Origin of the sequence: Glaciibacter sp. 2TAF33, from assembly GCF_052114945.1 — a bacterium.
Taxonomy (GTDB): domain Bacteria; phylum Actinomycetota; class Actinomycetes; order Actinomycetales; family Microbacteriaceae; genus Cryobacterium.
Map to the genome: position 1 here is coordinate 145,828 of NZ_JBFRFS010000008.1, position 26,502 is coordinate 172,329.

Consider the following 26,502-nt stretch of genomic DNA (forward strand, 5'->3'; position numbering starts at 1 on the left):
GCGGCTGCCGGGCTGCGCGGGCCCAACGCCGTTGAGCGGGCTGTATTCACCCCGCGCAGCGGCGCCCGGCCCGCGCTACGCGTCCTTCGCCACCAGGGTCAGCACGTCATAGGTCGCGACGATCTCGTCGTTCTGGTTCTGCAGCACCGCGTCCCAGCGCACTTCGCCGTACTCCTCGGTCTCGCGCGGGGTGATCCGCTTGGCGGTCAGTGCCACGCGGATGCTGTCCCCCGGCGACACCGGCGTCACGAACCGCAGGTTCTCCAGTCCCGAGTTCGCCAGCACCGGGCCCGGCGCCGGGTCGACGAACAGCCCCGCAGCCCACGACACCAGGAGGTAGCCGTGGGCCACGATCCCGGGGAAGAACGGGTTCGCCGCCGCGGCCTCCGCGTCGGTGTGGGCGTAGAAGGTGTCGCCGGTCGAGGCGGCGAACGCCGCGATGTCGTCGGCGGTGACGGTGCGCGGCCCGGCTTCGACCCGGTCGCCCACCTTCAGCTCGGCGAGCGATTTGCGGAACGGATGCACGGCGGTGTCGACTGCCGCGCCGGCGTGCCACTCCCCGGTGATCGCGGTGAGCATGTCCGGCGACCCCTGGATGGCGGTGCGCTGCATGTGGTGCAGGACCGCACGGATTCCGCCGAGTTCCTCGCCACCACCGGCCCGCCCCGGCCCACCGTGCACCAGGTGCGGCACGGGCGACCCGTGGCCGGTGCTGGTCTTCGCGTCGTCCCGGTCGAGCACCAGCACCCGCCCGTGGTGGGCGGCGATGCCGAGCACCAGCGCGCGGGCGATCAACGGGTCGTGGGTGGCGACGGTCGCCACCAGCGACCCGCCTCCGAGTGCGGCCAGCGTGACGGCGTGATCGAGGTCACGGTATTCGAACACCGAGGCGACCGGCCCGAACGCCTCCACCTCGTGCACCGCCTCGGCCTCCGGGTCGTCGAAGGCCAGCAGCAGGGGCTCCATGAATGCGCCGTCGGCGTCGGTTCCCGCCGGCGCGTCCAGCGATCCGAGTACCACCCGGCCGCCGCCGGCCACGAGTCGGCTGGCGCTCGAGCGCACTTCGCGCAGTTGCTCCGGGCTGGCGAGCGGGCCCATGGTCACGCCCTCCGCCCGCGGGTCGCCGATCCTGACGCGGCGCCCCACCCGTTCGGTGACCGCGGCGACGACGTCTTCCATCCGGCCGGCCGGCACGATGAGTCGGCGGATACTGGTGCACTTCTGCCCGGTCTTCGCGGTCATCTCGGTGACCACCGATGCGACGTAGGCGTCGAATTCGGGCGTGCCCGCAGTCGCATCCGTTCCGAGGATCGCCGCGTTCAGCGAATCGGTCTCGGTGGTCAATCGCACGCCGCCCTGGACGACGTTGGGGTGCGCCCCGAGCACGCGGGCCGTGGATGCGGAACCGGTGAAGGCGACCAGGTCGCGGTAGTCGAGGTGGTCGACCAGGTCGCGGGCCCCGCCGGAGACCAGCTGCAGGGCGCCGTCGGGGAGGATCCCGGAGGCGAGGATGTGCCGCACGACGGCTTCGGCCAGGTAGCCGGTTGGTGTGGCGGGTTTGACGATCGACGGCACCCCGGCGATGAAGGCCGGGGCGAACTTCTCCAGCATGCCCCAGACCGGGAAGTTGAAGGCATTGATCTGGCAGGCCACCCCGGGCAGGCGGGTGTAGATGTGCTGGCCGAGGAACGAGCCGTCCCTGGAGAGGGATTCGGCTGGGCCGTCGATGTAGACCTGGCTGTTGGGCATCTCCCGGCGGCCCTTGGAGGAGAACGTGAACAGCACGCCGATGCCGCCGTCGATGTCGATCATTGAATCGAAGCGGGTCGCGCCGGTCTGCGCCGACAGGGCGTAGAGCTCCTCCTTCACACCCCCCAGGTACTGGGCGAGTTCCTTGAGCAGCATCGCCCGCTGGTGGAACGTCAGCCCGCCGAGCGAGGCCTGGCCGACAGTGCGGGCGTAGTCGACCATCCCGGCCAGGTCGACGCCTTCACTGCTGACGGATGCGACCCGGCGACCGGTGCTCGCGTCGAGCACGGCCTGGATCGCGGCGTCGGTGAGGGTGTCGGGGGCGGGCGACCACCAGGCGTCCCTGACGAAGCTCGGGACGATCGGGATCGGGGCGTCTTGGTCGGTACGGGGGTCGAGCAGGGTCATTGTTCAGCCTTCCAGTCGAAGAGTGTGGTCATCAGACGAGCTCCACGGCGAGGGACACGCCCTGGCCGACGCCGACGCACATGGTGGCCAGCCCGGTCCGGGCGGCTTCTCGTTCCATCCGGCCGAGCAGGGTGACCAGGATCCGGGTTCCCGACGCGCCGAGCGGATGCCCGAGGGCGATCGCCCCGCCCTCGCGGTTGACGATCTCCGGGTCGAGCCCGAGTCGCCTGATGCAGGCCAGCGACTGGGTGGCGAAGGCCTCGTTGAGTTCGACGGCGCCGAAGTCACCGACGCCGAGCCCGAGCCGGTGAAGCAGCTTCTGGGTGGCCGGCACCGGGCCGAGCCCCATGATCTCGGGGGCCACGCCGACGCTGGAACCGCCGAGCACTCGGGCGCGCGGAGTGAGTCCGAGCCGCAGGGCCGCCGATTCGCTGGCGACGATGAGCGCGGCGGCCCCGTCGTTCAGCGAACTGGCGTTGCCCGCTGTCACGACCCCGCCGGGTCGCACGACCGGCCGCAGGGCGGCCAGCGCTTCGATCGTGGTATCCGGGCGCGGTCCCTCATCGACGGTGACCGTGCCGGCGCGGGTGGGAACGCCGACGATCTCGTCCTGGAACAACCCGGCGTCGCGGGCGGCCACGGAGTTGTGGTGCGAGCGCAGGGCGAACGCATCGGCATCCGCCCTGCTGATGCCGTCGACGGTCGCGACCTCCTCCGCCGTCTCCGGCATCGAGTATGTGGCCTTGTCGCGCGCCGCGAACTTCGGGTTGGTGAACCGCCAGCCGATGGAGGTGTCGACGATCTCACCCGGTTTGGCGAACGCCGTCTCGGGCTTTGCCAGCACCCACGGCGCGCGGGTCATCGACTCGACGCCTCCGGCGATCACGACGTCGGCCTCGCCCGACTTCACCATCATTGACGCCAGGTGCACGGCGGACAGGCCTGAGGCGCACAGCCGGTTGACGGTGATGCCGGAAACAGAGTCGGGGAGCCCGGACAGCAGCACCGCCATCCGGGCGACGTTGCGGTTGTCCTCGCCGGCCTGGTTGGCGGCGCCCCAGACCACGTCGTCCACCTCTGCCGGGTCGAGCCCGGCGCGGGCGACGACGGATTCCATCACCAGCGCGGCGAGGTCGTCCGGCCGCACGCCGGAGAGTGCTCCGCCGTAGCGGCCGATCGGGGTGCGCACGCCGTCCACGAGGAATGCTTCGCCCATTGCTCCATCACCTTCGCTGGATGATTACTGACTGACCGTTCGTTCTGTAAAGGATGTCACACGATCGCCGAAAGCGCACTTGTTGGGTCTAAAACGCCCGCATAACCCCAACAAGTGCAGGTTCGGCGAAGGGGGCGGGGCGAAGAGGGGCGGGCGAAGAGGGCGGGGTTAGAAGAAGTCGTCGGGAGTGCCGGCAGCCTTGGTGACCTCGTCGGTGCCGATGCCGGCGGCGGTGAGCTTGGCCATCGCGACGCGGAGGCCCGATTCCATCTGCGCCGCCCAGATCTCGGTTTCCCTGGCCGACGTCACCGCCGCATCCGCTCGCGCGATCGCCTTGTCCTTCTCGGCGCGCTCGTTCCGCACCTGCTGGATGCTCAGTGTGATGCCGTAATACGCGGCCACCATGGTGGCGATCGGAGTCGCGATGACCGCCAGCGCATTGATGCTCTCACTGCTGACGTTCACGAAGATCATGATGATGAATGCGAGCGCCAGGGCGACAATGCCGACCAACACCACGAGCGCGATGCGCTGCGGTGCCCGAACGGATGCCCCCGGTCCCGGCCGCACTGCCACCGCACCCGGTTCTGCGCTGCGTTCGTCCGGCGCCGAGGCCGGTACCGAGGCCGGTACCGAGGCCGGCAGGATCTGGGTGGTGTCGGCCGGAGCAGTGGCGACCGGATCCTGTGCATCGCTGCCGAGGGGCTGGGTCGGGTGAAGGTCAGTCATCGTTGTCTCCGGGTCTGGATTCGCACCGCGCCTGTGGTGGCGGCGGCTTCGCCCATTGTGCTGTGCCCAGGACGGGGGGTCAAGCCGAGCCCTCGTCCAGGAACACCCGTTGGTAGCTCCGACCGTCGTCACGTTGAACGGTCTGGCTGCGCATTGTGCCCCGGCGCACCCGCAGGTAGATCGCCTGCGGCGTCACGCCGAGGGTACGTGCAGCGTCGGCGACGGAGTACCCGGGCAGGTCGGTAGGCACGCTACTCGGCCGTGCGGCGCGCTTTCGCCCCGCCTCGTGCCGCGCGGCGATCTCCTCGTCGCTCCCCTGCCAGCGCCATTTGGCCGCCGCGGCTTTCAAGCCGGCCGCGGCGGCGACGTCGTCCCAGGTCGCCCCGTCGGCCACCGCCCTGCGGACCGCCCGGAGCGTGGCCGGGTCGGCGTCCAGGTCGGCAATCGCCGAGCGGATGCCGCGGACGACGTTCAACGGATCCCCCGCCGGCTCGTCGTCGAGCGCCGTGAGCCGGGCGAGTGATTCCCGGCTGGAGGGCGTGAGGAAGTGTCCCATAGTGAACTCACGGTACACGGCGTAGCGTTGCGCGCAGGAAAGGACGACACCATGACACGACAATTCACGGTCGGCTATCTCATCGGCAGCCTCGCCACCGAATCGATCAACCGGAAACTCGCCATGGCACTGGTCAAGGTGGCCCCACCCGAATTCCACATGACGGAGATCCCGATCCGGGACCTCCCGCTGTACAGCTACGACTACGACGCGGACTACCCGCCGGAGGGCCGCGCGCTCAAGGACGCGATCGCCGCCGTCGATGCTGTGCTGTTCGTGAGTCCGGAGTACAACCGATCCATTCCCGGTCCGCTGAAGAACGCCATCGACTGGGCGAGCCGCCCGTGGGGCACGAACTCGTTCTCCCGCAAACCGACCGCGGTGATCGGCACCTCTCCTGGCGCGATCGGCACGGCGGTGATGCAGCAGGACCTGAAGGCCGTCCTCAGCTTCTGCGACTCACCGCAGATGAACGCCCCGGAAGCCTACATCCAATTCACGCCCGGGCTGATCACCGACGACGGCGACATCACCAATGACGGCACGGCGGACTTCCTGCGCACCTGGATGGAAGAGTTCCACCAGTTCACCCGGCGGGTGCTCGCCGCCCTGGCCGAGTCACAATAGCGAAAGCCCACGGTCTGGGCGACGGATTCAGCGACCCCCACGGACCACGATCGAGTGGGCGGGCAACAGCGTCGCGCTCGCGCCGGTCGTGAACTCTGCCGCGGCATCCGGTGCGAAGCCGAGCAGGAGCTCGCCGGCGCCGCTCGGCACGGTGCGGGGCTCCGCGCTGAAGTTGGCCAAGATCTCAGAACCACCACGACGAAGCCTCAGCCACCGTTCGTTCTCGTCGAACTCGACCTGCACCCGGTCGAAGCGCGGGTCGGTGAACTCGGGGCGGTCCCGGCGCAGCCGGGCGAGCGCGCGATACACCTCGAGCATGCGGGCGTGGTCCGGTTGGGCGACTTCCTCCCAGTCCAGGTGGGATCGCTCGAACGTCGCCGGGTCCTGCGGGTCCGGCACCAGGGCCGGGTCCCAGCCCATCCGGGCGAATTCGGCGATGCGGCCGTGCGCGGTCGCCTCCCCCAGCTCCGGCTCCGGGTGCGAGGTGAAGAACTGCCACGGCGTTGACGCGCCCCACTCCTCCCCCATGAACAGCATCGGCGTGAACGGCCCCAGCAGGGTGAGGGCGGCGGCGATCGCCAGTTGCCCCGCGTCGAGGTGGGCGGTGAGCCTGTCCCCGGTGGCGCGATTGCCGATCTGGTCGTGGTTCTGGCTGGCGACGACGAGGCGCCAGGTCGGCATCCTCTCGGTGTCGATGCGGCGACCGTGGGTGCGTTCGCGGAAGCTCGACCAGGTGCCGTCGTGGAAGAACCCGCGTTCGAGCACCTTGGCCAGCGCACCGAGCGGCGCGAAGTCAGCGTAGTACCCGGTGGTCTCCCCGGTGAGGGCCACGTGCACGGCGTGGTGGAAGTCGTCGCTCCACTGCCCGTCGAGCCCGTACCCGTTGGCGTCCCTCGCAGTGATCAGTTTCGGGTCGTTGAGGTCGGACTCGGCGATGAGGCTGAGCGGGCGGTGGACGGATGCCTCCAGCGCGGCCACCTCGCCGGCGAGTTCTTCGAGCAGGTGCGTGGCGCGGTCGTCCTTCAGCGCGTGCACGGCATCCAGGCGCAGCCCGTCGACGTGGTAGTCGCCCAGCCACATCAACGCATTCTCGATGATGTAGCGGCGCACCTGGTCGGACAGCGGCCCGTCGAGGTTCACCGAGGAGCCCCAGGTGTTTGCGCCCTCGGTGCTGAGGTAGGGGCCGAACTTCGGCAGGTAATTGCCGCTGGGGCCGAGGTGGTTGTAGACGACGTCCTGGATCACGCCGAGGCCGGCCTGGTGGCAGGCGTCGACGAACCGCTGGTAGGCGGCCGGACCGCCGTAACCCTCGTGCACCGCATACCAGAGCACCCCGTCGTAGCCCCAGTTGTGGCTGCCGTTGAAGGCGTTCACCGGGAGCAGTTCCACGAAGTCGACCCCGAGGGCAACCAGGTGACCCAGCCGTTCGATCGCGGAGTCGAGGGTGCCCTCCGGCGTGAATGTGCCGATGTGCAGCTCATAAATGGCGCTCCCGGCCAACGGGCGGCCGGTCCAGCCGGCGTCCTGCCAGTCGTACCGGCCGGGGTCGAAGCTGCGGGAGAGTTCGTGGACTCCGCCCGGTTGCCGGCGCGACCGCGGATCGGGGAACGGACCCTCGCCGTCCACGACGAACCCGTAATCGACGCCGGCGCCGGCGCCGCCCATGGTCGCCACAACCGACCACCAGCCGTCGTGCCCGCGGTTCATCCGATGCCGGTCACCGCCGGCGACCAGCTCGACCTGTGACGCGTTGGGCGCCCAGACGTCGAAGTGACCGGAAGGTTCACCTGACATGCGTCTCACCTCGAGTCTCTCCCCCATCGGGGACGAGCAGCGCCACCGGGTAGTGCCCGAGCAGCATGCGCAGTGGCAGCGCCCGCTGGTCGTAACGGATGCCGGTCAGCACGTCGGTCAGCCCGGTGGCGTCCAGGCCGGTGTCGACCGCCGTGTCCCGCCAGCCGCCGCCGGCGGCCAGCCCAGCCGGACGTCGCGTCGCGACGGTGATCGCACCGCTGTCCGCGTGGCCGAAGGCGACCACGTGGTCCGCGGCCGCGCCGTCGGCCTGCAGAGGCCGGTAGCCGGTGAACAGGTCGGCGCGGTCCCGGCGCAGCCGAAGCGCACGCGAGGTGACCAGCAGCTTCGCCGCGCCGCCCTCGTCGACCTGCGGCAGCCATCCGTCGTCGATGGCGGTCAGCAACTCGCGCCGCGCCGCGTAATCGATGGGGCGCCGGTTGTCGGGGTCGACCAGCGAGGTCTCCCAGAGTTCGCTGCCCTGGTAGACGTCTGGCACGCCGGGGGCGGTGAGCTGGAGTAGCTTGGCCGAGAGCGAATTGCTCCAGCCGAACGGCCGCACCCGGGCGACGAACGCGTCGATCGTCTGCGCGACCTGCGTGTCGTCGAACGCGGAGTCGACGAGCCGGCCGAGCGCGGTTTCGAAGGCCTGGTTCGGGGCCGTCCAGGTGGTGGAGAGACCGGCCTCCCTGGCGGCCTTGAGCGCGTAGCCGGCGAGGCGTTCCCGACTGGCCGGCCAGGCGCCGACGATCGCCTGCCAGAGCAGGTTCTCGAAGGGCGCGTCGCCCAGTGGCGCGAGCTCGCGCAGCCGCGCGAGGGTCGCCCTCCACTCGGCCGGGACCTCCGCCAGCACCGCGATCCGGGCGCGCACGTCCTCACCGCGTTTGGTGTCGTGGGTGGACAGCGTCGTCATCGAGGCCGGGAACGATTCGAGCCTGGCCTGCTGGCGCCGGTGGAACTCGTCGGTGCCGATGGCGAATTCGGCCGGGTCGGCGCCGACCTCGTTGAGTGACGTCAGCCGGCTGTACCGGTAGTAGGCGGTGTCTTCGACGCCCTTGGCCATCACCATGCCGGAGGTCTGCTGGAACCGAACGGCCGCCGGGTGTGCCGGGTCGGCGAGCACCACGAGCAGCGCGTCGATGCGGTCGGTGAGGTTCGGACGCCGTTCGGCGGCGCGGCGGGCCGCGGTGCGCAGGTGCTCGCTGCCCAGCGGAAGGTATGACCGGTACACCGGGAACGCGGCCAGGAGTTCCGCGAGGGCATCGGCGGTGGTGTCCGGGTCGCCGAGCCGGGGTACCAGCCGGGCGATCCGCAGCACCTCTGAACGCAGGATTCCGTCGGCGATTGAGCGCTTGCCGGCGTGCACCCGTTCCTCCCAGCTGGTGTTGGCGTTCCCGGCTTCCGCCTGCAGGGCGGTTTCCAGTTCGTCAAGCGGATGCTGGCCGGCCGGGTCGACAAGCACCCGGTCGAAGTCGGCGAGTGCGTCGTAGCCGCTGGTTCCTTCGGTCTGCCACCCGTCGGGCAGCGCCTCACGGCCCTCGAGGATCTTCTCCACCACGATGTACTCGGCGCCGGTCTCTGCGCGGAGCGCGTCCAGGTAGCCACCGGGGTCGGCCAGGCCGTCCGGATGGTCAACCCGGAGCCCCTGCACCAGCCCGTCGTGCACCCAGCGGATGATCTCGGCGTGCGACTCGTCGAACACCCACGGCACCTCGACGCGCACCCCGGCGAGGGTGTTCACCGCGAAGAAGCGACGATAGTTGAGTTCGGCGTCCGCACGCCGCCAGTTCACCAGCTCGTAGTGCTGGCGATCGTGCACCACCGTCGCGGGGGCGCCGTCGTCGGCGGTGCCGGGGGCGACCGGGAAGCGGTGGTCGTAATACCGGAGTTCACCGTCGACCAGCTCGAGCCGGTCGAGCTCGTCGTCACCCGTGGCATCGCCGAGCACCGGCACCCGAACCCTGCCGCCGCCGAAATCCCAGTCCACGTCGAATGCTTCGGCGTAGTGGGAGTCGCGGCCGTGGGTGAGCAGGTCCCACCACCACGGATTGTGCGCGGGCGTCGCCACCCCGGTGTGGTTCGGCACGATGTCCACCAGCACGCCGCGACCGGCGCGCCGGGCGGTGTCGGCCAGGCGCGCGAGAGCGCCGGGGCCGCCCCTGGCCGGGTCGACGACGCTGAAATCAACCACGTCGTATCCGTGGTCCGACCCGTCCTCCGCCTTCAGCAGCGGCGACAGGTAGACCCAGTCGACGCCGAGGCGCGCCAGGTAGTCGACCTGCGATGCCGCGTCGTCGAGGGTGAATCCGGAGGTGATCTGCAGGCGGTAGGTCGACTGTGGAGTGGTCACAGTCCCAGCTCCGGTGCAGACCTGGTGAGTGTCGAGCGTCCCAGCTCGTGCTCCCGCGTGGTCGGCATCCCGGCCAGGGAGGCAGCGACCGAGTGGTCGGGCAGGATCTCAGCGGGCTGGAAAGCGCGCAGCACAACGAGCGAGCGCCCGTAAACGGTATGCAGGGCGCCTGCGGGGCGCGGCTCAGAATCGGCGCCCTCACCGGCGGTGTCGACCACGATTTCCCACGCCGGGGAGTATTCCTCCGACGGCAGGGAGAATTCCACGTCGTCCGCACCGGCGTTGAAATAGATCAGGAAGTTCACGTCGGTGACGTCCTGGCCCCGGGGGTCGCGTTCCCGGATGCCGTGGCCGTTGAGGAACACCCCGAGGCTGAGCGTGCGCTGTTCGTCCCAGTCTTCCGGCTGCATCTCCTCGCCGTCGGTGGTGAGCCAGACGATGTCGGGCAACGGCTCGCCCTCACCGCGCCGCACCGGCCGGCCGTCGAAGAAGCGGCTGCGCCGGAACGTCGGGTGCTCGTGCCGCAGCCGGGAGACGGCGGCGGCGAACTCGACCAGCGGATGGTCGGACTCGTCCCAGTGGATCCAGCTGATCGCGGAGTCCTGGGCGTAGGTGTTGTTGTTGCCGTTCTGGGTGCGCCCGAGTTCGTCGCCGTGCAGGATCATCGGCACCCCCTGGGACAACAGCAGGGTGGCGATGAAGTTGCGCTGCTGGCGGGAACGGAGACTCCGCACGTCGGCGTCATCCGTTGGTCCCTCGACCCCGGAGTTCCAGGAGCGGTTGTGGGACTCCCCGTCCTGGTTGTCCTCACCGTTGGCCTCGTTGTGCTTCTCGTTGTATGAGACGAGGTCGGCGAGGGTGAACCCGTCGTGCGCGGTGATGAAGTTGATCGACGCGACCGGGCGCCGGCCGGAGTGCTCGTAGAGGTCGGCGGAGCCGGTGAACCGGGAGGCGAACTCTCCGAGGGTCGACGGTTCTCCGCGCCAGAAGTCGCGCACCGTGTCGCGGTACTTGCCGTTCCATTCCGTCCATTGCGGCGGGAAATTCCCGACCTGGTAGCCGCCGGGCCCGACGTCCCACGGCTCGGCGATGAGCTTCACCTGGGAGACGACCGGGTCTTGCTGCACAAGTTCGAAGAAGGTCGACAGCTTGTCGACGTCGTACAGGTCCCGGGCCAGCGCGCTCGCCAGGTCGAACCGGAACCCGTCCACATGCATCTCCGTCGCCCAATACCGCAGCGAGTCCATGATCAATTGCAGCACGTGCGGGTGGCGCACGTTCAGGGTGTTCCCGGTACCGGTGTAATCCATGTAGTAATTTTGGTCGTCATCAACGAGCCGGTAGTAGGCCCCGTTGTCGATGCCCTTGAATGAGAGGGTGGGCCCGAGGTGGTTTCCCTCAGCTGTGTGGTTGTACACCACATCGAGGATCACCTCGATGCCCTCAGCGTGGAGGCTCCGCACCATTCCCTTGAACTCCTGGACCTGCTGGCCGCGGTCGCCGGTGGAGGAGTAAGTGTTCTGCGGGGCGAAGAAGCCGATCGTGTTGTAGCCCCAGTAGTTGGAGAGCCCCTTCTCGACCAGCGTGCTGTCGTTCACGAACTGGTGCACCGGCATCAGTTCGATCGCGGTCACGCCGAGTTTGTTCAGGTGTTCGATGACCGACGGGTGCGCGACGCCGGCGTAGGTTCCGCGCTGCGACTCCGGCACGGCCTCCTGCAGTTCGGTGAGGCCTTTCACGTGTGCTTCGTAGATCACTGTCTGGTTGTAAGGCGTGCGGAGCGGCCGATCGCCGGCCCAGTCGAAGAATGGGTTGACCACCACGCCGAGCATCATGTGCGGCGCGGAATCCTCGTCGTTGCGCGACTCAGGGTCGCCGAAGTTGTACGAGAACAGCGACTGGTCCCAGTCGATGGCCCCACAGGTTGCCTTGGCATACGGGTCGAGCAGCAGCTTGTTCGGATTGGCGCGTTGCCCGGTCGCCGGACCGTACTCACCGTGTACGCGATAGCCGTAACGCTGGCCGGGCTGCGCCTCAGGGAGGTAGCAGTGCCAGACGTAGGCCTCCGACTCACGAACCTCGATGCGGGTCTCGGTTCCCTCATCGTCGAACAGGCACAGTTCCACTCGGTCTGCCGCTTCGCTGAACAGGGCGAAGTTCGTGCCGCTCCCGTCGAATGTTGCTCCAAGCGGGTATGCGGATCCAGGCCAGACTTCCATGCGACTCCTCGGGTAGCCTAAAAGGGGGGTTGAATCACAAACTATCCCGAAAGCGGTTCCCGCGGTCAGTCCAGCCGAGCGGGTTCGGCTGAGCTACGCCTCTGGCATCCGCTCCCGCACCAACGGTGCCACCCGGCTGCCGTACAACTCGATGCTGGTCATCAGTTTCTCGTGGGACAGCGTGCCGACGCTGTACTTCAGGTCGAAACGGGAGAGGCTGAGCTCGCCGGCGACCTTCACGATCTTGGTCGCCACGGTCTCCGGCGAACCGACGAACAGCGCACCGTCCGGTCCGGCGGTGTGCTCGAACTGCTCCCGGCTCATGGGACCCCAGCCGCGTTCCTTCCCGATGCGCTCCTGCATGGCGGCGTAGTGCGGCCAGAGCTCCTCCCTGGCCTGCTCGTCCGTCGCGGCCACATACCCGGGTGAGTGGGCGCCAATCGGGCGCTGTCCGATCCCGAACTGGCTGAGTGCGCGGTGGTAGAGGTCGACCATGGGCGCAAACTGGCGGGGCTCGCCGCCGATGATGGCGAGCATCAGCGGCAGGCCGTAGTGGGCGGCGCGGATGACGGACTGCGGGCTGCCGCCGACGCCGACCCAGGTGCGAAGCGACCCGGACCCGGTGGGCGGGTACACCTGCTGCTCGGTCAGCGCGGCCCGGGTGCTGCCGGCCCAGGTGACGGGCTCTTCCTTCAACAGCTCGGCGAACAACTCCAGCTTCTCTTCGAACAGCTGCTCGTAGTCGCGCAGCTCGAGGCCGAACAGCGGGAACGACTCGGTGAACGAACCGCGACCGAGGATGACTTCCGCCCTTCCGCCTGAGACGGCGTCAAGTGTGGCGAAGCGCTGGAATACCCGCACCGGGTCGTCCGAGCTCAACACGGTGACGGCCGATCCCAGACGGATGCGGCTGGTCCGGCCCGCGATGGCGGCGAGGACGACCTCGGGTGCTGAGACGGCGAAGTCTTCCCGGTGGTGCTCCCCGACGCCGAAGAAATCAAGCCCGACGTCGTCGGCGAGGATTGCCTCGGCGACAACGTTCCGGATCACCTGCGGCATGGGCAGCGGGCTCCCGCCGGCGTCCCAGGTGACGTCTCCGAAGGTGTCGAGGCCGAGCTCGAGGGTGTGTGCCACGGTGGGTGCCTTTCGATGGGGACTGCGGTCAATATCAATGCATACGCATCTACCTGGGCAACAGCCGTGCGGCATCCGCTATTCCGGGGGCGCGGCGCCAGGCCGTCTTTCAGGCCGGGCCGACATAGAGCCAGCGTCGGCCCTCACGCCGGAACCGGCTCGTTTCGTGCTGTACACCGGCATCGCCGCCGTCCCGGTAATACGCCCGGAACTCCACGACGCCGGTGGAGTCTCCCCGGCCTCCCTGGCTGGAGCGGAGGATGTCGAGTCGGTACCAGCGCAGCCCGGGGTCGAGGTCGAGCGCCTTTGGTCGGGTGAGCGGATGCCACGTCCGCAGCAGGTAACCGACGTCGCCCACCGCGAAAGCCGAGAACCGGGAGCGCATCAGGAGGCCCGCGGTCGGAGCCTCCGCGTCCCCGCGGTGGAACCGTCCGCAACAGTCGTCGTACGTGTCGCCGCCGAGGCACGGGCAGCGCGTGGGTGGAGAGACGGGCACACTCCATTATCCGTCTGCACAGCCGGTGCGGCGCGGGCAACCTGTGGTTGTCTGGGACTACCTCCGCGAAAGGAACGACAATGTCACGCATCGCGATCATCGGCGGCCACGGCAAAGTGGCGCAGCACCTCGCCAGGACTCTGACGCAGGGCGGCCATTCCGTCAGCTCGATCATCCGCAACCCCGAGCACCAGGACGAGGTGAGGCGAACCGGGGGCACGCCCGTGCTCCTTGACCTCGAGACGTCATCCACCGAGGAGTTGGCCGCGGCGCTGGCCGGCCACGACGCCGTCGTGTGGTCCGCCGGTGCGGGCGGAGGCACACCGGCCCGCACCTGGGCGGTCGACCGCGATGCGGCCATCCGCTCGATGAATGCCGCAGCGGATGCCGGAGTCGCCCGCTACGTCATGGTCTCGTACTACGGGGCCGGCCGAGACCACGGCATCCCACCGGAGGACTCGTTCTTCGCCTATGCGGAAGCCAAGGCCGCCGCAGACGAGTACCTTCGCGGCACCGCACTGACGTGGACCATCCTCGGACCGGGCGTGCTCACCCTGGACCCGGCGACCGGGCTGATCGACGTCGGCGATGCCGCCGCGGGCGGGACGGTCACCCGTGAGGATGTTGCGCTGGTGGCGGCCGCGGTACTGCAGCAGCCCCGCACGGCCGGGATGTTCATCCAGTTCAACAACGGGAAGACGCCGATCGCGCAGGCGCTGGAGACCCTCACCGCCTGAGCCGGTGGGGAGGCGGCGGGGTCCGGTATTGTCGGCATGATCCCAGTCGCGACTGCTTGACGTAGTGCAAGTACCGTCTCATAGTGAAGCTATGGTTCACCCGGAGGAGCGATGAGCGCGGCGGTCGCACCGGAACCCGCCGCCGCCCCGATTCTCGCGGTTGACCGCCTGGTTGTCCGGTACGGCGCACGGACGGCGGTCGATGAGGTGAGCCTCCAGTTGCGGCGCGGCGAGATCTTCGGACTGCTCGGCCCGAACGGCGCCGGGAAGACCAGCATGCTCAGCGCGATCGAGGGGCTGGTGACGCCGTCCGGCGGCGTGGTACTGGTGGACGGCATCGATGTCCGGCGCGATCCCCTGCCGGCGAAAGCACGCCTGGGGGTGCAGTTGCAGGCGTCCAGTTTCCAGCCCGAACTCACCATCGAACAAATCGTGCGCCTGTACGCGGGGTTGTACGGGGTGGCCATCACCGGGCAGGGCATCGCCGAGCGCATTCGTGGCGTGGGACTGGGAGCCGAACTCGGCAAGCGGTTCAAGTCCCTCTCCGGCGGACAGCAACAGCGGCTCTCGCTGCTGATCGCGGTCATCCACCAGCCGGTTCTGCTGCTGCTCGATGAGCCGACGTCGGGTCTTGACCCGCAATCGAGGCGACAGTTATGGGATCGTATCGAATCGCTGCGCACCGGGGGCGGGAGCATCCTGCTCACCACCCATTCGATGGAAGAAGCGCAGGCCGTCTGTGACCGGGTGGCGATCATCGACCATGGAAAGCTGATCACCGTCGACACCCCGGCGGGGCTGGTCGCCGCGCACCGGCACGACCCACGGGTCCTGAAAATCGCGCGAGGCGACGTCACCCTGGAGGACGTGTTCATCGGACTGACGGGGAGTGAGATCCGTGACTGACACCCTCCCTGACCCAGCGGCGGGCAGCAGCCTGCGCCCGGCGATCGGAGGGATTTTCTGGTCACTGCTGCGCGCGGACTTCACGGTGCTGCTGCACAGCGGGAGGACCCTGCTGCTCAATGTCGCGCTTCCAGTTCTCATTCTGATCATCACCAACCTGCACGGGAGCACGAGTACCGGCCCGCTGGGATTCAGTCGCGTCGGGTTCGACATCGGCCTCGCGCTGACGTACGGCCTCATGTCGTCCAGCCTGATCGGCTACTCGCTGACCGTCGCCCGCGACCGCGAGGCCGGCGTGTTCCAACGGCTGCGCGTCACGCCGGCACCGACCTGGGCGATCATGGCGAGTCGCCTGCTCGTGCAGGTCATCGCCGACCTGATCATGACCGTCGTCGTCGTGCTCGTTGGCATGATCATTCACGCCACCTTTTTCAGCTTCGGCCAGATCTTCCTGCTCGTGTGCGTCTCGATCGGCGGCGGCGCAATGTTCCTCGCGATCGCCCAGGCCATCGTCGGGCTCGTCAGGTCCGCGGCCGTGGTCAATGCCCTGGGCCGCGTGTTCTACGTCATCTTCCTGCTGCTGGGCCTTCTCGGGTCCAGCGGCCTGCTGGGCACCGAGGTGAAGGCCGTGTCAGATTGGTCGCCGGTCGGCGCGATGATCAGCCTCTACAGCGCCGTCGTCGACCTCTCCCCCTGGGGCTGGAGCGAGACCAGCGCAATCATCGCGACAGCCGGTTACATCCTGGTCGGGGCCTTTGTCGGAATCCGCTGGTTCCGGTGGGAGACACACTGACCGCATACCGGTGCGGCTGCCACGACACCGCCATTCCCGGCGTCGATTAACGACCTGAGGACCGGCCCATCCGGGCCGGTCCTCAGGTCGTGCTTCTCTTGCTTCGTGCTTCTCTTTGGTGGATCCAAGGGGATTCGAACCCCTGACCCCCTGCATGCCATGCAGGTGCGCTACCGGGCTGCGCCATGGACCCATTTCGCTGTTCAGATTGCTCCGAACAACTTGATTAGATTACTACACGGAGGCGTCGAATACGAAACTGAGCGCTACTCGCGAGTCTCGTGCGCGGGCAACTCGATCGGGATGACCGGGCAGTCCTTCCACAGGCGCTCCAGGGAGTAGTACATGCGTTCCTCCTCGTGGAAGACGTGCACGACGAGGTCGCCGAAGTCGATCAGGATCCAGCGGCCCTCCGCACGACCTTCACGCCGGAGCGGCTTGCTGCCCGCTTCAATGAGCTTGTCTTCGATCTCACCGGCGATGGCGACGACGTTGCGTTCTGACCGGCCGGTGACGATGAGGAAGATGTCGGCAAGCGGCAACGGATTCGAGACGTCGAGCGCAACCAGGTCCTCCCCTGCCTTCGAGTCGGCGGCGGCGGCGGCCACCTTGAGAAGCTCGAGAGCGTGGGCAGAAGCAGTCATCGGGTGAACCTCGGTGTCGGTGGTGCGGTGAAGTCGAGCATTAGAAGATCTGGAACAGGTAGCCGGCCGCGAAGAGCGCCAGCACGCCGACCAGGAGAACGCCGGCGGTGACGGCGAGGATGACCGGGAGCGAGGCCACCCGCTTCGTCGGCGGCGTCATCACCCCGCGGGTGGAGGTGTGCGTGCTGACGGCACGGCTGGCGCTCACCGGGGCGACCCCGGCGGTGGGACCCGTCTCGTCGAGCGGGTCGAGGAGGTGATCCATCTCCGAGGAATCGAAGTGGCTCGGGTGCTGGCCGGTGGAACCCAGGCTCCGCGGCAGGTCGATGGATCCCGTGATCAGGATCTCGCCGGTGCTGGTCATCGACCCGGACGGGTTTCCCTGCTGAGGGATCGACGGCAGGATCAGCGCGTTCGTGGTCGTCGGGATACCGCCGGCTGCTACTCCGCGGGACAGGAGCTGGTCGAACGGCTGGTTCTGTCCGGTGACCTGGGTGTGCTCGTCGACGTCGCGGTCGATGGACCAGTGGCCCACCGGTGGGTTCAGCGGACTGCCAAGGGTCTGCGGCGGCAGGCTGAGGGCAGGCGCCGCCGGCTGGTCATCTCCGGCTCCCGCGGGGATGACGCCGCGCTGGATCGGGCTGCCGTACTCGGTGTCCTCACCGGCGTCAGTGTCGACGGGAGGTGCACCACGGGAGAGGTCGACTTCGGATGTGTTGTCGTCAAGGGCGTCTTCGGGGATGTCGTCGTCGATGACATCCTCGTCGATGACGAAGCCACTCGGCACGACATCGGCATCCGGTGCCACACCGGTCTCCGCTTGGCGGGCAGCCATGAGTTCACGGAGTTCGCGGCGGGTGAGGGTGCGCTCGGGCACCGTCGTCCGCTCGCGGGCCGGCTCATCCGAGCCGTCGGCCTGCCCTGCACCATCGTCGGAACGTGGTGCGGTGCGGGGTGCGAAGGCGGACGGCTGGGTCGTTGACGCCGGAGTCGTTGACGGCCGGCTTGGTTCGAACTCTACATCGGGGTCGGTCTCGGTAGCTGCGTCGCCGGACTCCGGCGCCTGTGACCGGGCCATTTCACGCAATTGCCGCCGCGTGAGTGGCTGCGGGTCGTTACCCAACGTCATGCCACACTCCGATATAGATGATGCTTCGAGATGTACTGGACTACCCCATCGGGGACCAGATACCAGACCGGGAAGCCCCGGTTGACGCGTGCCCGGCAGTCTGTGGACGATATCGCCAGAGCCGGAACCTCCAACAAGCTTACGTCCTGGTTGGGCAATCCTGAAATGGTCAGTTCATGTCCCGGCCGACTCACAGCGACGAAATGGGCGAGGTTCCAGAGCTCCTGCACGTCCTTCCAGCCGAGGATCTGGGCGATGGCGTCCGCACCGGTGATGAAGAACAACTCCGCGTCCGGGTACTCGGCGTGGATGTCGCGCAGCGTGTCGATGGTGTACGTCGGACCGTCCCGGTCGATGTCGACACGACTGACCGTGAATCGCGGGTTCGAGGCTGTCGCCACGACGGTCATCAGGTAGCGGTGCTCGGCCCGGGTGACGGCGTGCTTCTGCCAGGGGTTCCCGGTGGGAACGAAGACGACCTCGTCGAGGTCGAAACTCTGCGCCACTTCACTGGCGGCGACGAGGTGGCCGTGGTGGATCGGATCGAAGGTGCCGCCCATCACACCGATGCGCGGGCGCCGTGCGGTGGCTGTAGTCACCGGCGGTGGGCGTCAGTGCCCGCCGTGACCGGCGGCTCCGCCGTGCGCGGCCGCATAGGCGTCGGCCTTGGCCGCATGGCGGTTGGACACGTCACGGAAGGTCCAGATCACAATGGCAAGCACGAAGAAGATGACCAGGGCGATGACGCCATATGCCCAGGTCGGCATGGGCAAATCGACGAGATCGTGCTCGACTGCCGTGAGCAGCAATGACATGGAATTCTCCGTTCAGGCAAAAAATCGTTGGCTGGCAAGCCATCGGAATCAGTCTAGCGGGGGCTATGCGCGCACCTGCCCGGTGCCACGCACAATCCACTTGGTGCTGGTGAGCTCCGGCAGCCCCATCGGACCTCTGGCGTGCAGCTTCTGGGTGGAGATGCCCACCTCCGCGCCGAATCCGAATTCTCCGCCGTCGGTGAAACGGGTGGACGCGTTCACCATCACCGCGGCGGAATCCACCTCATTGAGGAACCGTTCGGCGTTGACCACGTCGTTGGTGACGATGGACTCGGTGTGCCGGGTGGAATAACGACGGATGTGATCGATCGCGTCATCGAGGGAGTCGACCACGCGGACCGCGAGGTCCAGGCTCATGTACTCGGTCTCCCAGTCGGCCTCGGTGGCGGGCACCGCGTCGGGATAGATCGCACGGGCGCGTTCGTCGGCGTGGACGGTCACGCCCGACGCGGCCAGGCGAGCCAGCACACTGGGAAGCAGCCGTTCGGCGGAGCCGGCGTGCACGAGCAGGGTCTCCAGCGCGTTGCAGACACTCGGCCGCTGCACCTTCGAGTTGTGCACGATCTCGACGGCCCACTCGGCGGTGGCGCTCTCGTCGAGGAAGATGTGCACCACTCCGGCACCGGTTTCGATCACCGGCACTTTCGACTCGCTGACGACGGTGTTGATGAGGTTCGCACTTCCCCTGGGAATCAGCACGTCGACGAAGCCCCTGGCCTGCATCAGCGCGGTCGCCCCATCACGGCCGAACGGGTCGATCGTCTGCACGCACTCGGCGGGCAGGCCGACAGAGCCGAGGGCATCCTGGATCAACCCGACCAGCACGCGGTTGCTGTTCTCGGCCGCGGACCCGCCGCGGAGAACGACCGCGTTGCCGCTCTTGAGCGCGAGCGACGCGATGTCAACCGTCACGTTCGGCCGCGCCTCATAGATGGCGCCGACGACGCCGAACGGCACCCGCACCTGGCTGATCTTGACACCGTTGGGCAGACTGCTGCCGCGCACCACCTCGCCCACCGGGTCAGCGAGGCCGATGATCGCCGTGACAGCGTCGGCCAGCGCCCCGACCCGGGCCTCGTCGAGTGTGAGCCGGTCGAGCAGGCCGGCCGAGAGACCGTTGGCGGCGCCGTTTTCCCGGTCGAGCTGGTTGGCGTCGATGATGTCCCGCGCGTTGTCGCGGAGGGCCGCGGCGATGGCGGCCAGCGCGGCGTTCTTCTGGCCGGTGATCGCGTTCGCGAGCTGCAGTGATGCTCGGCGCGATCCCTCGAGGGTGGGCGTGATCGGGGAAGCGGTCGTGGGTGACTGCTGGACCGGGACCGGCCGGGCCGTTGTCGCGGGGTCTGCTGTCGCCGGGATAACTGGTGCTGAGCTCGTTGCCATTGCGCCAGTTTACGGGAGCGGATGCCCGCTCGGCCGGGCGGCCGCCTCGAACCAGGTTCCCACCGGTTCGCCACGCAGCGCTTCCGCGACCAGTGTCGTGGCCGTGACCAAGACGGCGGTGCCGGCGTCGGCGGCGATCCGGGCTGCGGAGACCTTGGTACTGGCTCCCCCGGTACCCACGCCGGAAGCCCCGGTAGCGGTGAATTCGACGCCGGGCAGTTCGTCACCGGGGACGACGTTGGCGATGCGGGTGGCGCCCGGCAGGTGCGGCGGGCGGGTGTAGAGGGCGTCAACGTCACTGAGCAACACCAGGAGGTCAGCCCGGATCAGCGTTGCGACCAGGGCGGCCAGGCGGTCGTTGTCACCGAACCGGATCTCGTGGGTGGCGACGGTGTCGTTCTCGTTCACGATCGGAAGGATCCTGAGGTCGAGCAGCCGTTCCATCGCCCTCTGGGCGTTGCTGCGGTGCGCCGGGTTCTCCAGGTCACCCGCGGTGAGCAGCACCTGGCCGGCGACGATGTCGAACCGGTCGAGGCTGTCCTGGTAGCGGAAGATGAGCAGGTTCTGGCCGACGGACGCCGCGGCCTGTTGGGTGGCGAGGTCCGTCGGCCGCTCATCGAGCTGAAGGTAGGGCATCCCCGTCGCGATGGCCCCTGAGGACACCAGTACGATCTGTGCGCCTCGGGCGTGGGCGGCGGCGAGGGCTTCAACCAGCGGCGCGATCTGGCCGGCATTGTCACCGCTGATCGATGACGACCCGACCTTCACGACGATTCGCGCTGCCGTCGCGACCTGGTGGCGCCCGATCGGGCTCACTCCGACTCGCCCTCCGCGCCCTGGGCGACGGACGAAGCCGTGTCGCCCTTCCCCGCGCCATCGTCGGCGCCGTCGAACTCGTCGCCGTCGCTGTGCCACAGGCCGGCCTCGCGCTCACGGATGAGTTCGGCCCGGGCGGCCGCTTTGGCGTCCATCCGGCCGAAGTACTCTTCACGGCGCTCGTTGCTGGTGCGGCGGCGCGGCTCGTCGAGCCTGGCGTCGGTGCCGCGGGGCGCGGTGATGAGCTCGGCGGTCGAGGTGAGGGTGGGCTCCCAGTCGAACACCACGCCGTGGCCCGGCCCGATGATCACTGTCGAGCCGGATACGGCGCCGGCCTTGAACAGCTCGTTCTCGATGCCGAGCTTGGCCAGCCGGTCGGCCAGGAAGCCGACGGCTTCGTCGTTGGTGAAGTCTGTCTGCTGCACCCAGCGCTCCGGCTTGGCGCCGAGCACGCGGTAGATGTTCCCGAACGATCCGCCTTCGACGCGCACCTCGAAGCCGCCATCGTCGACAGCCTTGGGCCGGATCACGATGCGCGGCTTGGCTGCGGCGGCTGCGGCTGCATCAACCCGTCCGGCCTCGACGACTTCGGCCAGGGCGTAGTTGAGCTGCTTGAGGCCTTCGTGGCTCACGGTGGAGATCTCGAACACCCGGTAGCCGCGCGCCTCGAGGTCACCGCGCACGAACTCGGCGAGTTCACGAGCCTCCGGCACGTCGATCTTGTTCAGGGCGATCAGCTGCGGGCGCTCCAGGAGCGGCTTCTGGCCGTCGGGCACCGGGTATGCGGCCAATTCGCCGAGGATGACGTCGAGGTCGCTGAGCGGGTCGCGGCCGGGGTCGAGGGTGGCACAGTCGAGGACGTGGAGCAGGGCCGTGCAGCGCTCGACGTGGCGCAGGAATTCGAGGCCGAGGCCCTTGCCTTCGCTGGCCCCTTCAATAAGGCCGGGAACGTCCGCCACGGTGTACCGGGCTTCTCCGGCCTGGACCACCCCGAGGTTCGGGTGCAGCGTGGTGAACGGGTAGTCGGCGATCTTCGGGCGGGCCGCGGAGATGGCCGCGATGAGGCTGGACTTGCCGGCCGACGGATACCCGACCAGGGCGACATCCGCTACCGTCTTCAAGACCAGCTGGACGTCGCCTTCCCAACCGAGGGTGCCGAGGAGGGCGAATCCGGGTGCCTTGCGCTTGGTGCTGGCGAGGGCGGCGTTGCCGAGCCCGCCCTGGCCGCCGGGCGCGACTACGAGCCGGAACCCGGGCTCGGTCATATCACTGAGCTCGTTGCCTTCTGCGTCCTTGACGACCGTTCCGAGCGGCACCGAGAGTTCCATGATGTCGGCGTTGCCGCCGTTGCGGTGGTCGCCCATGCCGGGACCGCCGTTGCCCGAGCTGCGGTGCGGTGAGCGGTGGAAGCCGAGCAGGGTGGTCACCTGCGGATCGGCGACAAGGACGATGTCGCCGCCGTTGCCGCCGTTGCCGCCGTCCGGTCCGGCCAGCGGCTTGAATTTTTCGCGCTTGACAGAGACACAGCCATTGCCGCCGTTGCCCGCTCTCAAATGCAGCGTGACGTGGTCAACGAATGTGGCCATGGTTTTGCCCCTTTCAGGTGCGTAACAGTGCTGTCTAAAACGCACGTGAGGGCGAGCCGAAGCCCGCCCTCACGCCGCAAATCAGTGGATGCCTATTCGGCGCCCACCACGATGTTGACGACCTTGCGGCCACCCTTCGCACCGAACTGGACCGAGCCAGCCTCGAGAGCGAACAGCGTGTCGTCGCCGCCACGGCCGACGTTGACGCCGGGGTGGAAGTGCGTGCCGCGCTGGCGAACGATGATCTCGCCTGCGCTGACGACCTGCCCACCGAAGCGCTTCACGCCGAGGCGCTGAGCGTTTGAGTCACGACCGTTGCGAGTGGAACTCGCACCCTTCTTGTGTGCCATCTGTTCTTCTCCTCAGGCCTTAGGCGATGCCGGTGACCTTGACGCGCGTGAGCTCCTGACGGTGCCCCTGACGCTTCTTGTAACCGGTCTTGTTCTTGAACTTCTGGATGACGATCTTCGGGCCGCGGAGGTCGTTCAAAACCTCGGCGGTGACCTTCACGTTGGCCAGTGACTTGGCGTCGGAGGTGATCGAGGAGCCGTCGACGAGAAGCACGGCGGCCAGCTCGACGTTGCCGTCCTTGTCAGCCTTGATTCGGTCCATCGTCACGATGGTCCCGACCTCTACCTTCTCCTGCCGGCCTCCGGCGCGCACAACTGCGTAAACCACTTTACGTACCAATCTCTGGGGAGCCGAACGGCCCCGATTCCTCTTCTGGAAAGTCACTGGGTTGGACAGGCCGGTACGGCACGTCTCAATCAGAAAACCCTGGCAAACGCGCGGACTCACAGCCCAACGCACACCAACGGTCAACTTTAGCTGACCGGCGTACCTCAGGTCAAACCGGGGCGAGCCCACGGCGAGATCCGAATGTCTTCGTACAATGATGCCATGACCGTGCTGATTGACCGCCCAACCTGGCCGGCACACGACACGGTGTGGTCGCATTTGGTCAGCGACGAGTCCCTGGACGAGCTCCACGCGTTCGCTGCCGCGCACGGTATCCCCCGGCGTGGCTTCGACCGTGACCACTATGACGTGCCAGAGCGCAGCTACGACGAACTGGTCGCCGGCGGGGCGGTGCCGGTGTCCAACCGCGAGCTGGTGACCCGCTTGCGGGCGAGCGGGCTTCGGGTGAACGGCCGGGAGCGCAGGGGGCTTTGACGCGGTCCCGTGTCGACAAGAATCGCCGCCCCCGGAACGGGGACGGCGATTCCCGGTGAAGTGCCAGGCGCGCGGCAGCTAGCTGTGCGACTCGTGGGACGGGGTGACGATCGTCGGTGCGATCTGCGTCGAACCGCCCGCTGTAGTCACCCTGCGGCTGCGGGAACGACCCTGGCCGGGCTGCTTCGGCTCCGGCAGCGCCTCGAGCACTGAATCCAGAAGCTGCTCGGTGACCTGCTTGCTCACAGGGCGCTTGCCACGGGGTGACTTCCGCACCGGAATGTCGAGAATCGCCACCGATTCGGCCTCGGGGGCCACGGCGGCGGCGGTCCCGACGTCCGTTGCCGCCGCTGCGACCGCTTCAGACGGGTTGGCCGCTTCAGCCGTGTCGGCCGCGACGTCGGCGCTCGTCGCGGTGGCGGCGTCCGCTTTGGTCTCACGCTGGGTCGCCCCGCGCTGCGAAGCCTCGCGGCGTGAGGGGTCGCGGCGCGACTGCCCGCGCTCGGCCTGGGCACGACGCCCCTGCCGGCGGCCCGGCTGCTCGCTGTCGGCGGGTGCGGCCTGGGACTGGTCGGCGGCGGCGTCATCCGCCGTTGCGGCCGCGGCACGCGCGCGGTTTCCGTTGTCGGAGCGTCCCCGGCCGGCGCCCGACCGTGCCGCGCTGTTGTCGCCGGCGGCATTTTGCTCCGCAGCGCCCTGGTAGGTACCGTTCTGGTCGGCAGCGTTCGTGGCGGCATCCGCCGTCTCGGCGGGGCTGTTTCCGGCGGTGCTGTTTCCGGCGGCGCTGTCTCCAGCCGGCGTCGCACCGTTCTGGCGGACGACCGCGACCGAGCCGGTCGGCGTGTGCAGCGTGCTGGCCGCGATCAAGGCGAGGGCGTGCTTGGCGTCCTCGGTGATCCCGTGCGTCCCGGTGCCGGACTTGGCGGCATCCGCCGGCCCGGAACTGCCGTTGCCGCCGTTGCCGGACCGGCCGCTGCGCGAGCGACGCTCCGGCGCCGGCTGGGGCGACTGGCGGTGCTTGATCACGGGGTCGTGGTGCACGATGATGCCGCGGCCGGCGCAGACCTCACAGTTCTCGCTGAACGATTCGAGGAGGCCCAGGCCGAGCTTCTTGCGAGTCATCTGCACGAGTCCGAGCGAGGTGACCTCGGCGACCTGGTGCTTGGTGCGGTCCCGGCTGAGGCATTCGATGAGTCGTCGCAACACGAGGTCGCGGTTGGACTCGAGCACCATGTCGATGAAGTCCACCACGATGATGCCGCCGATGTCGCGGAGGCGCAGCTGGCGCACGATCTCTTCGGCGGCCTCGAGGTTGTTCTTGGTGACGGTCTCTTCGAGGTTTCCGCCTGAGCCGACGAACTTGCCGGTGTTGACGTCGACCACGGTCATGGCCTCGGTGCGGTCGATCACCAGCGAGCCGCCGGAAGGCAGCCAGACCTTGCGGTCCAGCGCCTTCTCGATCTGCTCGGAGATGCGGTACTCGTCGAACGCGTCGCGCTCGCCCTCGTACCGTTCGATCCGCTCGACGAGGTCGGGGGCGACCTGGCGCAGGTAGCTCTCGATGATCTCGCGCGAATCCTCGCCGGAGACGACCATCTTCTGGAAGTCCTCGTTGAAGACGTCGCGAACGATTTTGATCAGCAGGTCCGGCTCGCTGTGCAGCAGGGCCGGGGCCTGGACCGACTCAACCTGCTTGGCGATGGAGGCCCACTGTGCGGTCAGGCGGCTGACATCGAGGCCCAGTTGTTCATCCGTCGCGCCTTCAGCGGCTGTACGCACGATCACGCCGGCGTTGTCGGGAAGGACTTCCTTGAGGATCTTCTTCAGGCGTGCCCGCTCGGTGTCTGGCAGCTTGCGGCTGATCCCGTTCATCGAACCGTTCGGCACGTAGACGAGGTAGCGGCCGGGCAGCGACACCTGGCTGGTGAGGCGGGCTCCCTTGTGGCCGACCGGGTCCTTGCTCACCTGGACGAGGACCTTGTCGCCGGGCTTCAGCGCCAGTTCAATGCGGCGGGCCTGGTTGGCGGTCGTGGAATTCTCGGCGGCCGCATCCCAGTCGACCTCGCCGGAGTACAGGACGGCGTTTCGGCCGCGTCCGATGTCGACGAAGGCGGCTTCCATGCTCGGGAGCACGTTCTGCACCCGGCCGAGATAGACGTTGCCGATCAACGACGCATCCTGGTTCTTGGCGACGTAGTGCTCGACGAGCACGCCGTCCTCGAGGACGCCGATCTGGATCTTGTTGTGCTTGGCACGAACCACCATGACCCGGTCAACGGACTCACGACGGGCGAGGAACTCGGCCTCGGTGATGACGGGGCGACGGCGACCGGCGTCGCGGCCGTCACGACGCCGCTGCTTCTTGGCTTCGAGACGGGTCGAACCCTTGATGCGCTGGGGCTCCGTGATGAGTTCAGGCTCGCGGGGCGTGCGCACCTTGACCACGGTGTTGGCCGGGTCGTCGGACCCGCCACGGTTTTCCTCACCCGAGCGGCGGCGCGCGCGGCGACGGATGCTCGACGGCTCGTCGTCATCGTCGTCGTGGCGGTCGTCGCGCTGCGTGCCCTGCCGCGGCGGGAGCGGCAGGATCTCCGGCGCCTGGAAGATCAGCGACGTCGTCGGACGACGGATCGCCTTGACTTCGGGCTGCGGTTCCGCCGCCTGGGTTGCGGTCTCGGTAGCAGCAGGCTCAGCCGTTGCCGTGGATTTCACCGGCTCCGGAGCGGCCTGGGTCCCGGCCGGCTCGACCACCGAAGGTGCATCGACCGGCGCCGCGGCTTTCGGCGCGTCGGCTTTCGGCGCGTCGGCCTTCGGTGCGTCGACCGGCGTCGCGGCGTGCCGCGAAACGGGATGTTCCACGGGCGGGGCAGGCTGTTGGGCCGCCGGCGGCGGCGTCACCTTGCGGACGGTCTTGCGAGTGCCGAAAAGGCCCTTGCGCTTTTTGTTTTCGTTGTCTTCCACCATTACTGGTGCACTCCCTGGCCGGTTTGGGTAGCCGCGCTGCCCATCCGGGTACTCTCTCGTGCGGGGTTACGCCTGCGCGTTACCTCACAAATCCTTCAATGAACGCAACCGGCTCTTGGCTCTGGCTGCTAATACCTTTGGTCGTGGGACCAATGAATCTGGGCGTTGACCGCCCATTAAGCCTTCTGGCGTCGGTCTGGGCGCGGCCCAGACGACTTGTTTGATTATCGCACGCATTGCACAGGAACGTGTGACGGGGCGCG

Annotated in this window: 24 protein-coding genes and 1 tRNA gene; 5 read left to right on the forward strand and 20 right to left on the reverse strand. The window is 68.2% G+C overall.

The window, feature by feature from the left end; translation table 11 throughout:
• Positions 1–75: 75 nt before the first annotated feature.
• The 4 genes from paaZ to AB4Y94_RS09955 form a co-directional block, all read right to left on the reverse strand.
• A complete protein-coding gene (paaZ, locus tag AB4Y94_RS09940) occupies positions 76–2,157 on the reverse strand; it encodes a phenylacetic acid degradation bifunctional protein PaaZ (RefSeq protein WP_441727656.1) in 2,082 nt (693 codons plus the stop codon).
• A 31-nt stretch (positions 2,158–2,188) separates the two neighbouring features.
• Positions 2,189–3,373 carry an acetyl-CoA C-acyltransferase gene (locus AB4Y94_RS09945; protein ID WP_441727657.1) on the reverse strand — a complete coding sequence of 395 codons (1,185 nt, stop codon included), beginning with the start codon at positions 3,371–3,373 and terminating at the stop codon, positions 2,189–2,191.
• Between the two features lie 168 nt (positions 3,374–3,541).
• Positions 3,542–4,102 carry a hypothetical protein gene (locus AB4Y94_RS09950; protein ID WP_441727658.1) on the reverse strand — a complete coding sequence of 187 codons (561 nt, stop codon included), beginning with the start codon at positions 4,100–4,102 and terminating at the stop codon, positions 3,542–3,544.
• Positions 4,103–4,181: 79 nt separating this feature from the next.
• Complete coding sequence (locus AB4Y94_RS09955) at positions 4,182–4,658, reverse strand: hypothetical protein (RefSeq protein ID WP_441727659.1); 477 nt, start codon at positions 4,656–4,658, stop codon at positions 4,182–4,184.
• A 51-nt stretch (positions 4,659–4,709) separates the two neighbouring features.
• Between AB4Y94_RS09955 and AB4Y94_RS09960 the strand changes: the two genes are divergently transcribed.
• Positions 4,710–5,285, forward strand: a complete 576-nt coding sequence (locus AB4Y94_RS09960) for an NADPH-dependent FMN reductase (RefSeq protein WP_441727660.1) — start codon at positions 4,710–4,712, stop codon at positions 5,283–5,285.
• 27 nt (positions 5,286–5,312) lie between these two features.
• Here AB4Y94_RS09960 and treZ read toward each other — a convergent pair whose 3' ends face one another.
• The 5 genes from treZ to AB4Y94_RS09985 form a co-directional block, all read right to left on the reverse strand.
• Positions 5,313–7,079: a malto-oligosyltrehalose trehalohydrolase gene (gene treZ, locus AB4Y94_RS09965; protein WP_441727661.1), complete on the reverse strand. Its 1,767-nt coding sequence runs from the start codon at positions 7,077–7,079 to the stop codon at positions 5,313–5,315.
• Positions 7,069–9,426 carry a malto-oligosyltrehalose synthase gene (gene treY / locus AB4Y94_RS09970; RefSeq protein WP_441727662.1) on the reverse strand — a complete coding sequence of 786 codons (2,358 nt, stop codon included), beginning with the start codon at positions 9,424–9,426 and terminating at the stop codon, positions 7,069–7,071. The genes treZ and treY overlap by 11 nt, the downstream gene beginning before the upstream one ends.
• Positions 9,423–11,645, reverse strand: coding sequence for a glycogen debranching protein GlgX (gene glgX, locus AB4Y94_RS09975; protein WP_441727663.1), 2,223 nt, complete (start codon positions 11,643–11,645; stop codon positions 9,423–9,425). The genes treY and glgX overlap by 4 nt, the downstream gene beginning before the upstream one ends.
• 93 nt (positions 11,646–11,738) lie before the next feature.
• Positions 11,739–12,779: an LLM class flavin-dependent oxidoreductase gene (locus AB4Y94_RS09980; protein WP_441727664.1), complete on the reverse strand. Its 1,041-nt coding sequence runs from the start codon at positions 12,777–12,779 to the stop codon at positions 11,739–11,741.
• Positions 12,780–12,888: 109 nt separating this feature from the next.
• Positions 12,889–13,275 (reverse strand): YchJ family protein, encoded by a 387-nt coding sequence (locus tag AB4Y94_RS09985; protein WP_441727665.1) that lies wholly within the window; start codon positions 13,273–13,275, stop codon positions 12,889–12,891.
• An 80-nt stretch (positions 13,276–13,355) separates the two neighbouring features.
• Between AB4Y94_RS09985 and AB4Y94_RS09990 the strand changes: the two genes are divergently transcribed.
• The 3 genes from AB4Y94_RS09990 to AB4Y94_RS10000 all read left to right on the forward strand — a co-directional run bounded on the left by AB4Y94_RS09990 (position 13,356) and on the right by AB4Y94_RS10000 (position 15,711).
• Complete coding sequence (locus tag AB4Y94_RS09990; RefSeq protein WP_441727666.1) at positions 13,356–14,012, forward strand: SDR family oxidoreductase; 657 nt, start codon at positions 13,356–13,358, stop codon at positions 14,010–14,012.
• 111 nt (positions 14,013–14,123) lie between these two features.
• Entirely contained in the window at positions 14,124–14,918 is a 795-nt protein-coding gene (locus AB4Y94_RS09995; protein WP_441727667.1) for an ABC transporter ATP-binding protein, read from the forward strand.
• On the forward strand, positions 14,911–15,711 hold the full coding sequence (locus tag AB4Y94_RS10000) for an ABC transporter permease (protein ID WP_441727668.1): 801 nt from the start codon (positions 14,911–14,913) through the stop codon (positions 15,709–15,711). The genes AB4Y94_RS09995 and AB4Y94_RS10000 overlap by 8 nt, the downstream gene beginning before the upstream one ends.
• Positions 15,712–15,827: 116 nt before the next feature.
• Here the strand turns inward: AB4Y94_RS10000 and AB4Y94_RS10005 are convergent.
• The 10 genes from AB4Y94_RS10005 to rplU all read right to left on the reverse strand — a co-directional run bounded on the left by AB4Y94_RS10005 (position 15,828) and on the right by rplU (position 22,780).
• A tRNA-Ala gene (locus AB4Y94_RS10005) sits at positions 15,828–15,904 on the reverse strand.
• A gap of 73 nt (positions 15,905–15,977) precedes the next feature.
• Positions 15,978–16,355, reverse strand: coding sequence for a ribosome silencing factor (gene rsfS / locus AB4Y94_RS10010; protein WP_441727669.1), 378 nt, complete (start codon positions 16,353–16,355; stop codon positions 15,978–15,980).
• A 40-nt stretch (positions 16,356–16,395) separates the two neighbouring features.
• Positions 16,396–17,484, reverse strand: coding sequence for a hypothetical protein (locus AB4Y94_RS10015; protein ID WP_441727670.1), 1,089 nt, complete (start codon positions 17,482–17,484; stop codon positions 16,396–16,398).
• Entirely contained in the window at positions 17,481–18,083 is a 603-nt protein-coding gene (gene nadD, locus AB4Y94_RS10020; protein WP_441727671.1) for a nicotinate-nucleotide adenylyltransferase, read from the reverse strand. Before nadD ends, AB4Y94_RS10015 begins: the two co-directional genes overlap by 4 nt.
• Before the next feature lie 12 nt (positions 18,084–18,095).
• Entirely contained in the window at positions 18,096–18,299 is a 204-nt protein-coding gene (locus tag AB4Y94_RS10025) for a hypothetical protein (RefSeq protein ID WP_441727672.1), read from the reverse strand.
• A gap of 63 nt (positions 18,300–18,362) precedes the next feature.
• Complete coding sequence (locus AB4Y94_RS10030) at positions 18,363–19,700, reverse strand: glutamate-5-semialdehyde dehydrogenase (protein WP_441727673.1); 1,338 nt, start codon at positions 19,698–19,700, stop codon at positions 18,363–18,365.
• 9 nt (positions 19,701–19,709) lie between these two features.
• On the reverse strand, positions 19,710–20,516 hold the full coding sequence (gene proB, locus AB4Y94_RS10035) for a glutamate 5-kinase (RefSeq protein ID WP_441727674.1): 807 nt from the start codon (positions 20,514–20,516) through the stop codon (positions 19,710–19,712).
• On the reverse strand, positions 20,513–22,102 hold the full coding sequence (obgE, locus tag AB4Y94_RS10040) for a GTPase ObgE (RefSeq protein ID WP_441727675.1): 1,590 nt from the start codon (positions 22,100–22,102) through the stop codon (positions 20,513–20,515). The genes proB and obgE overlap by 4 nt, the downstream gene beginning before the upstream one ends.
• A gap of 92 nt (positions 22,103–22,194) precedes the next feature.
• On the reverse strand, positions 22,195–22,452 hold the full coding sequence (gene rpmA, locus AB4Y94_RS10045) for a 50S ribosomal protein L27 (RefSeq protein WP_441727676.1): 258 nt from the start codon (positions 22,450–22,452) through the stop codon (positions 22,195–22,197).
• A 19-nt stretch (positions 22,453–22,471) separates the two neighbouring features.
• Complete coding sequence (gene rplU / locus AB4Y94_RS10050) at positions 22,472–22,780, reverse strand: 50S ribosomal protein L21 (protein ID WP_441727677.1); 309 nt, start codon at positions 22,778–22,780, stop codon at positions 22,472–22,474.
• 222 nt (positions 22,781–23,002) lie between these two features.
• Here rplU and AB4Y94_RS10055 point away from each other — a divergent pair, with 222 nt between their 5' ends.
• Complete coding sequence (locus AB4Y94_RS10055; protein WP_441727678.1) at positions 23,003–23,275, forward strand: DUF4031 domain-containing protein; 273 nt, start codon at positions 23,003–23,005, stop codon at positions 23,273–23,275.
• Positions 23,276–23,353: 78 nt separating this feature from the next.
• On the opposite strand, the gene AB4Y94_RS10060 is transcribed toward AB4Y94_RS10055, so the two are convergent.
• Complete coding sequence (locus tag AB4Y94_RS10060; RefSeq protein ID WP_441727679.1) at positions 23,354–26,134, reverse strand: Rne/Rng family ribonuclease; 2,781 nt, start codon at positions 26,132–26,134, stop codon at positions 23,354–23,356.
• Positions 26,135–26,502 lie beyond the last annotated feature (368 nt).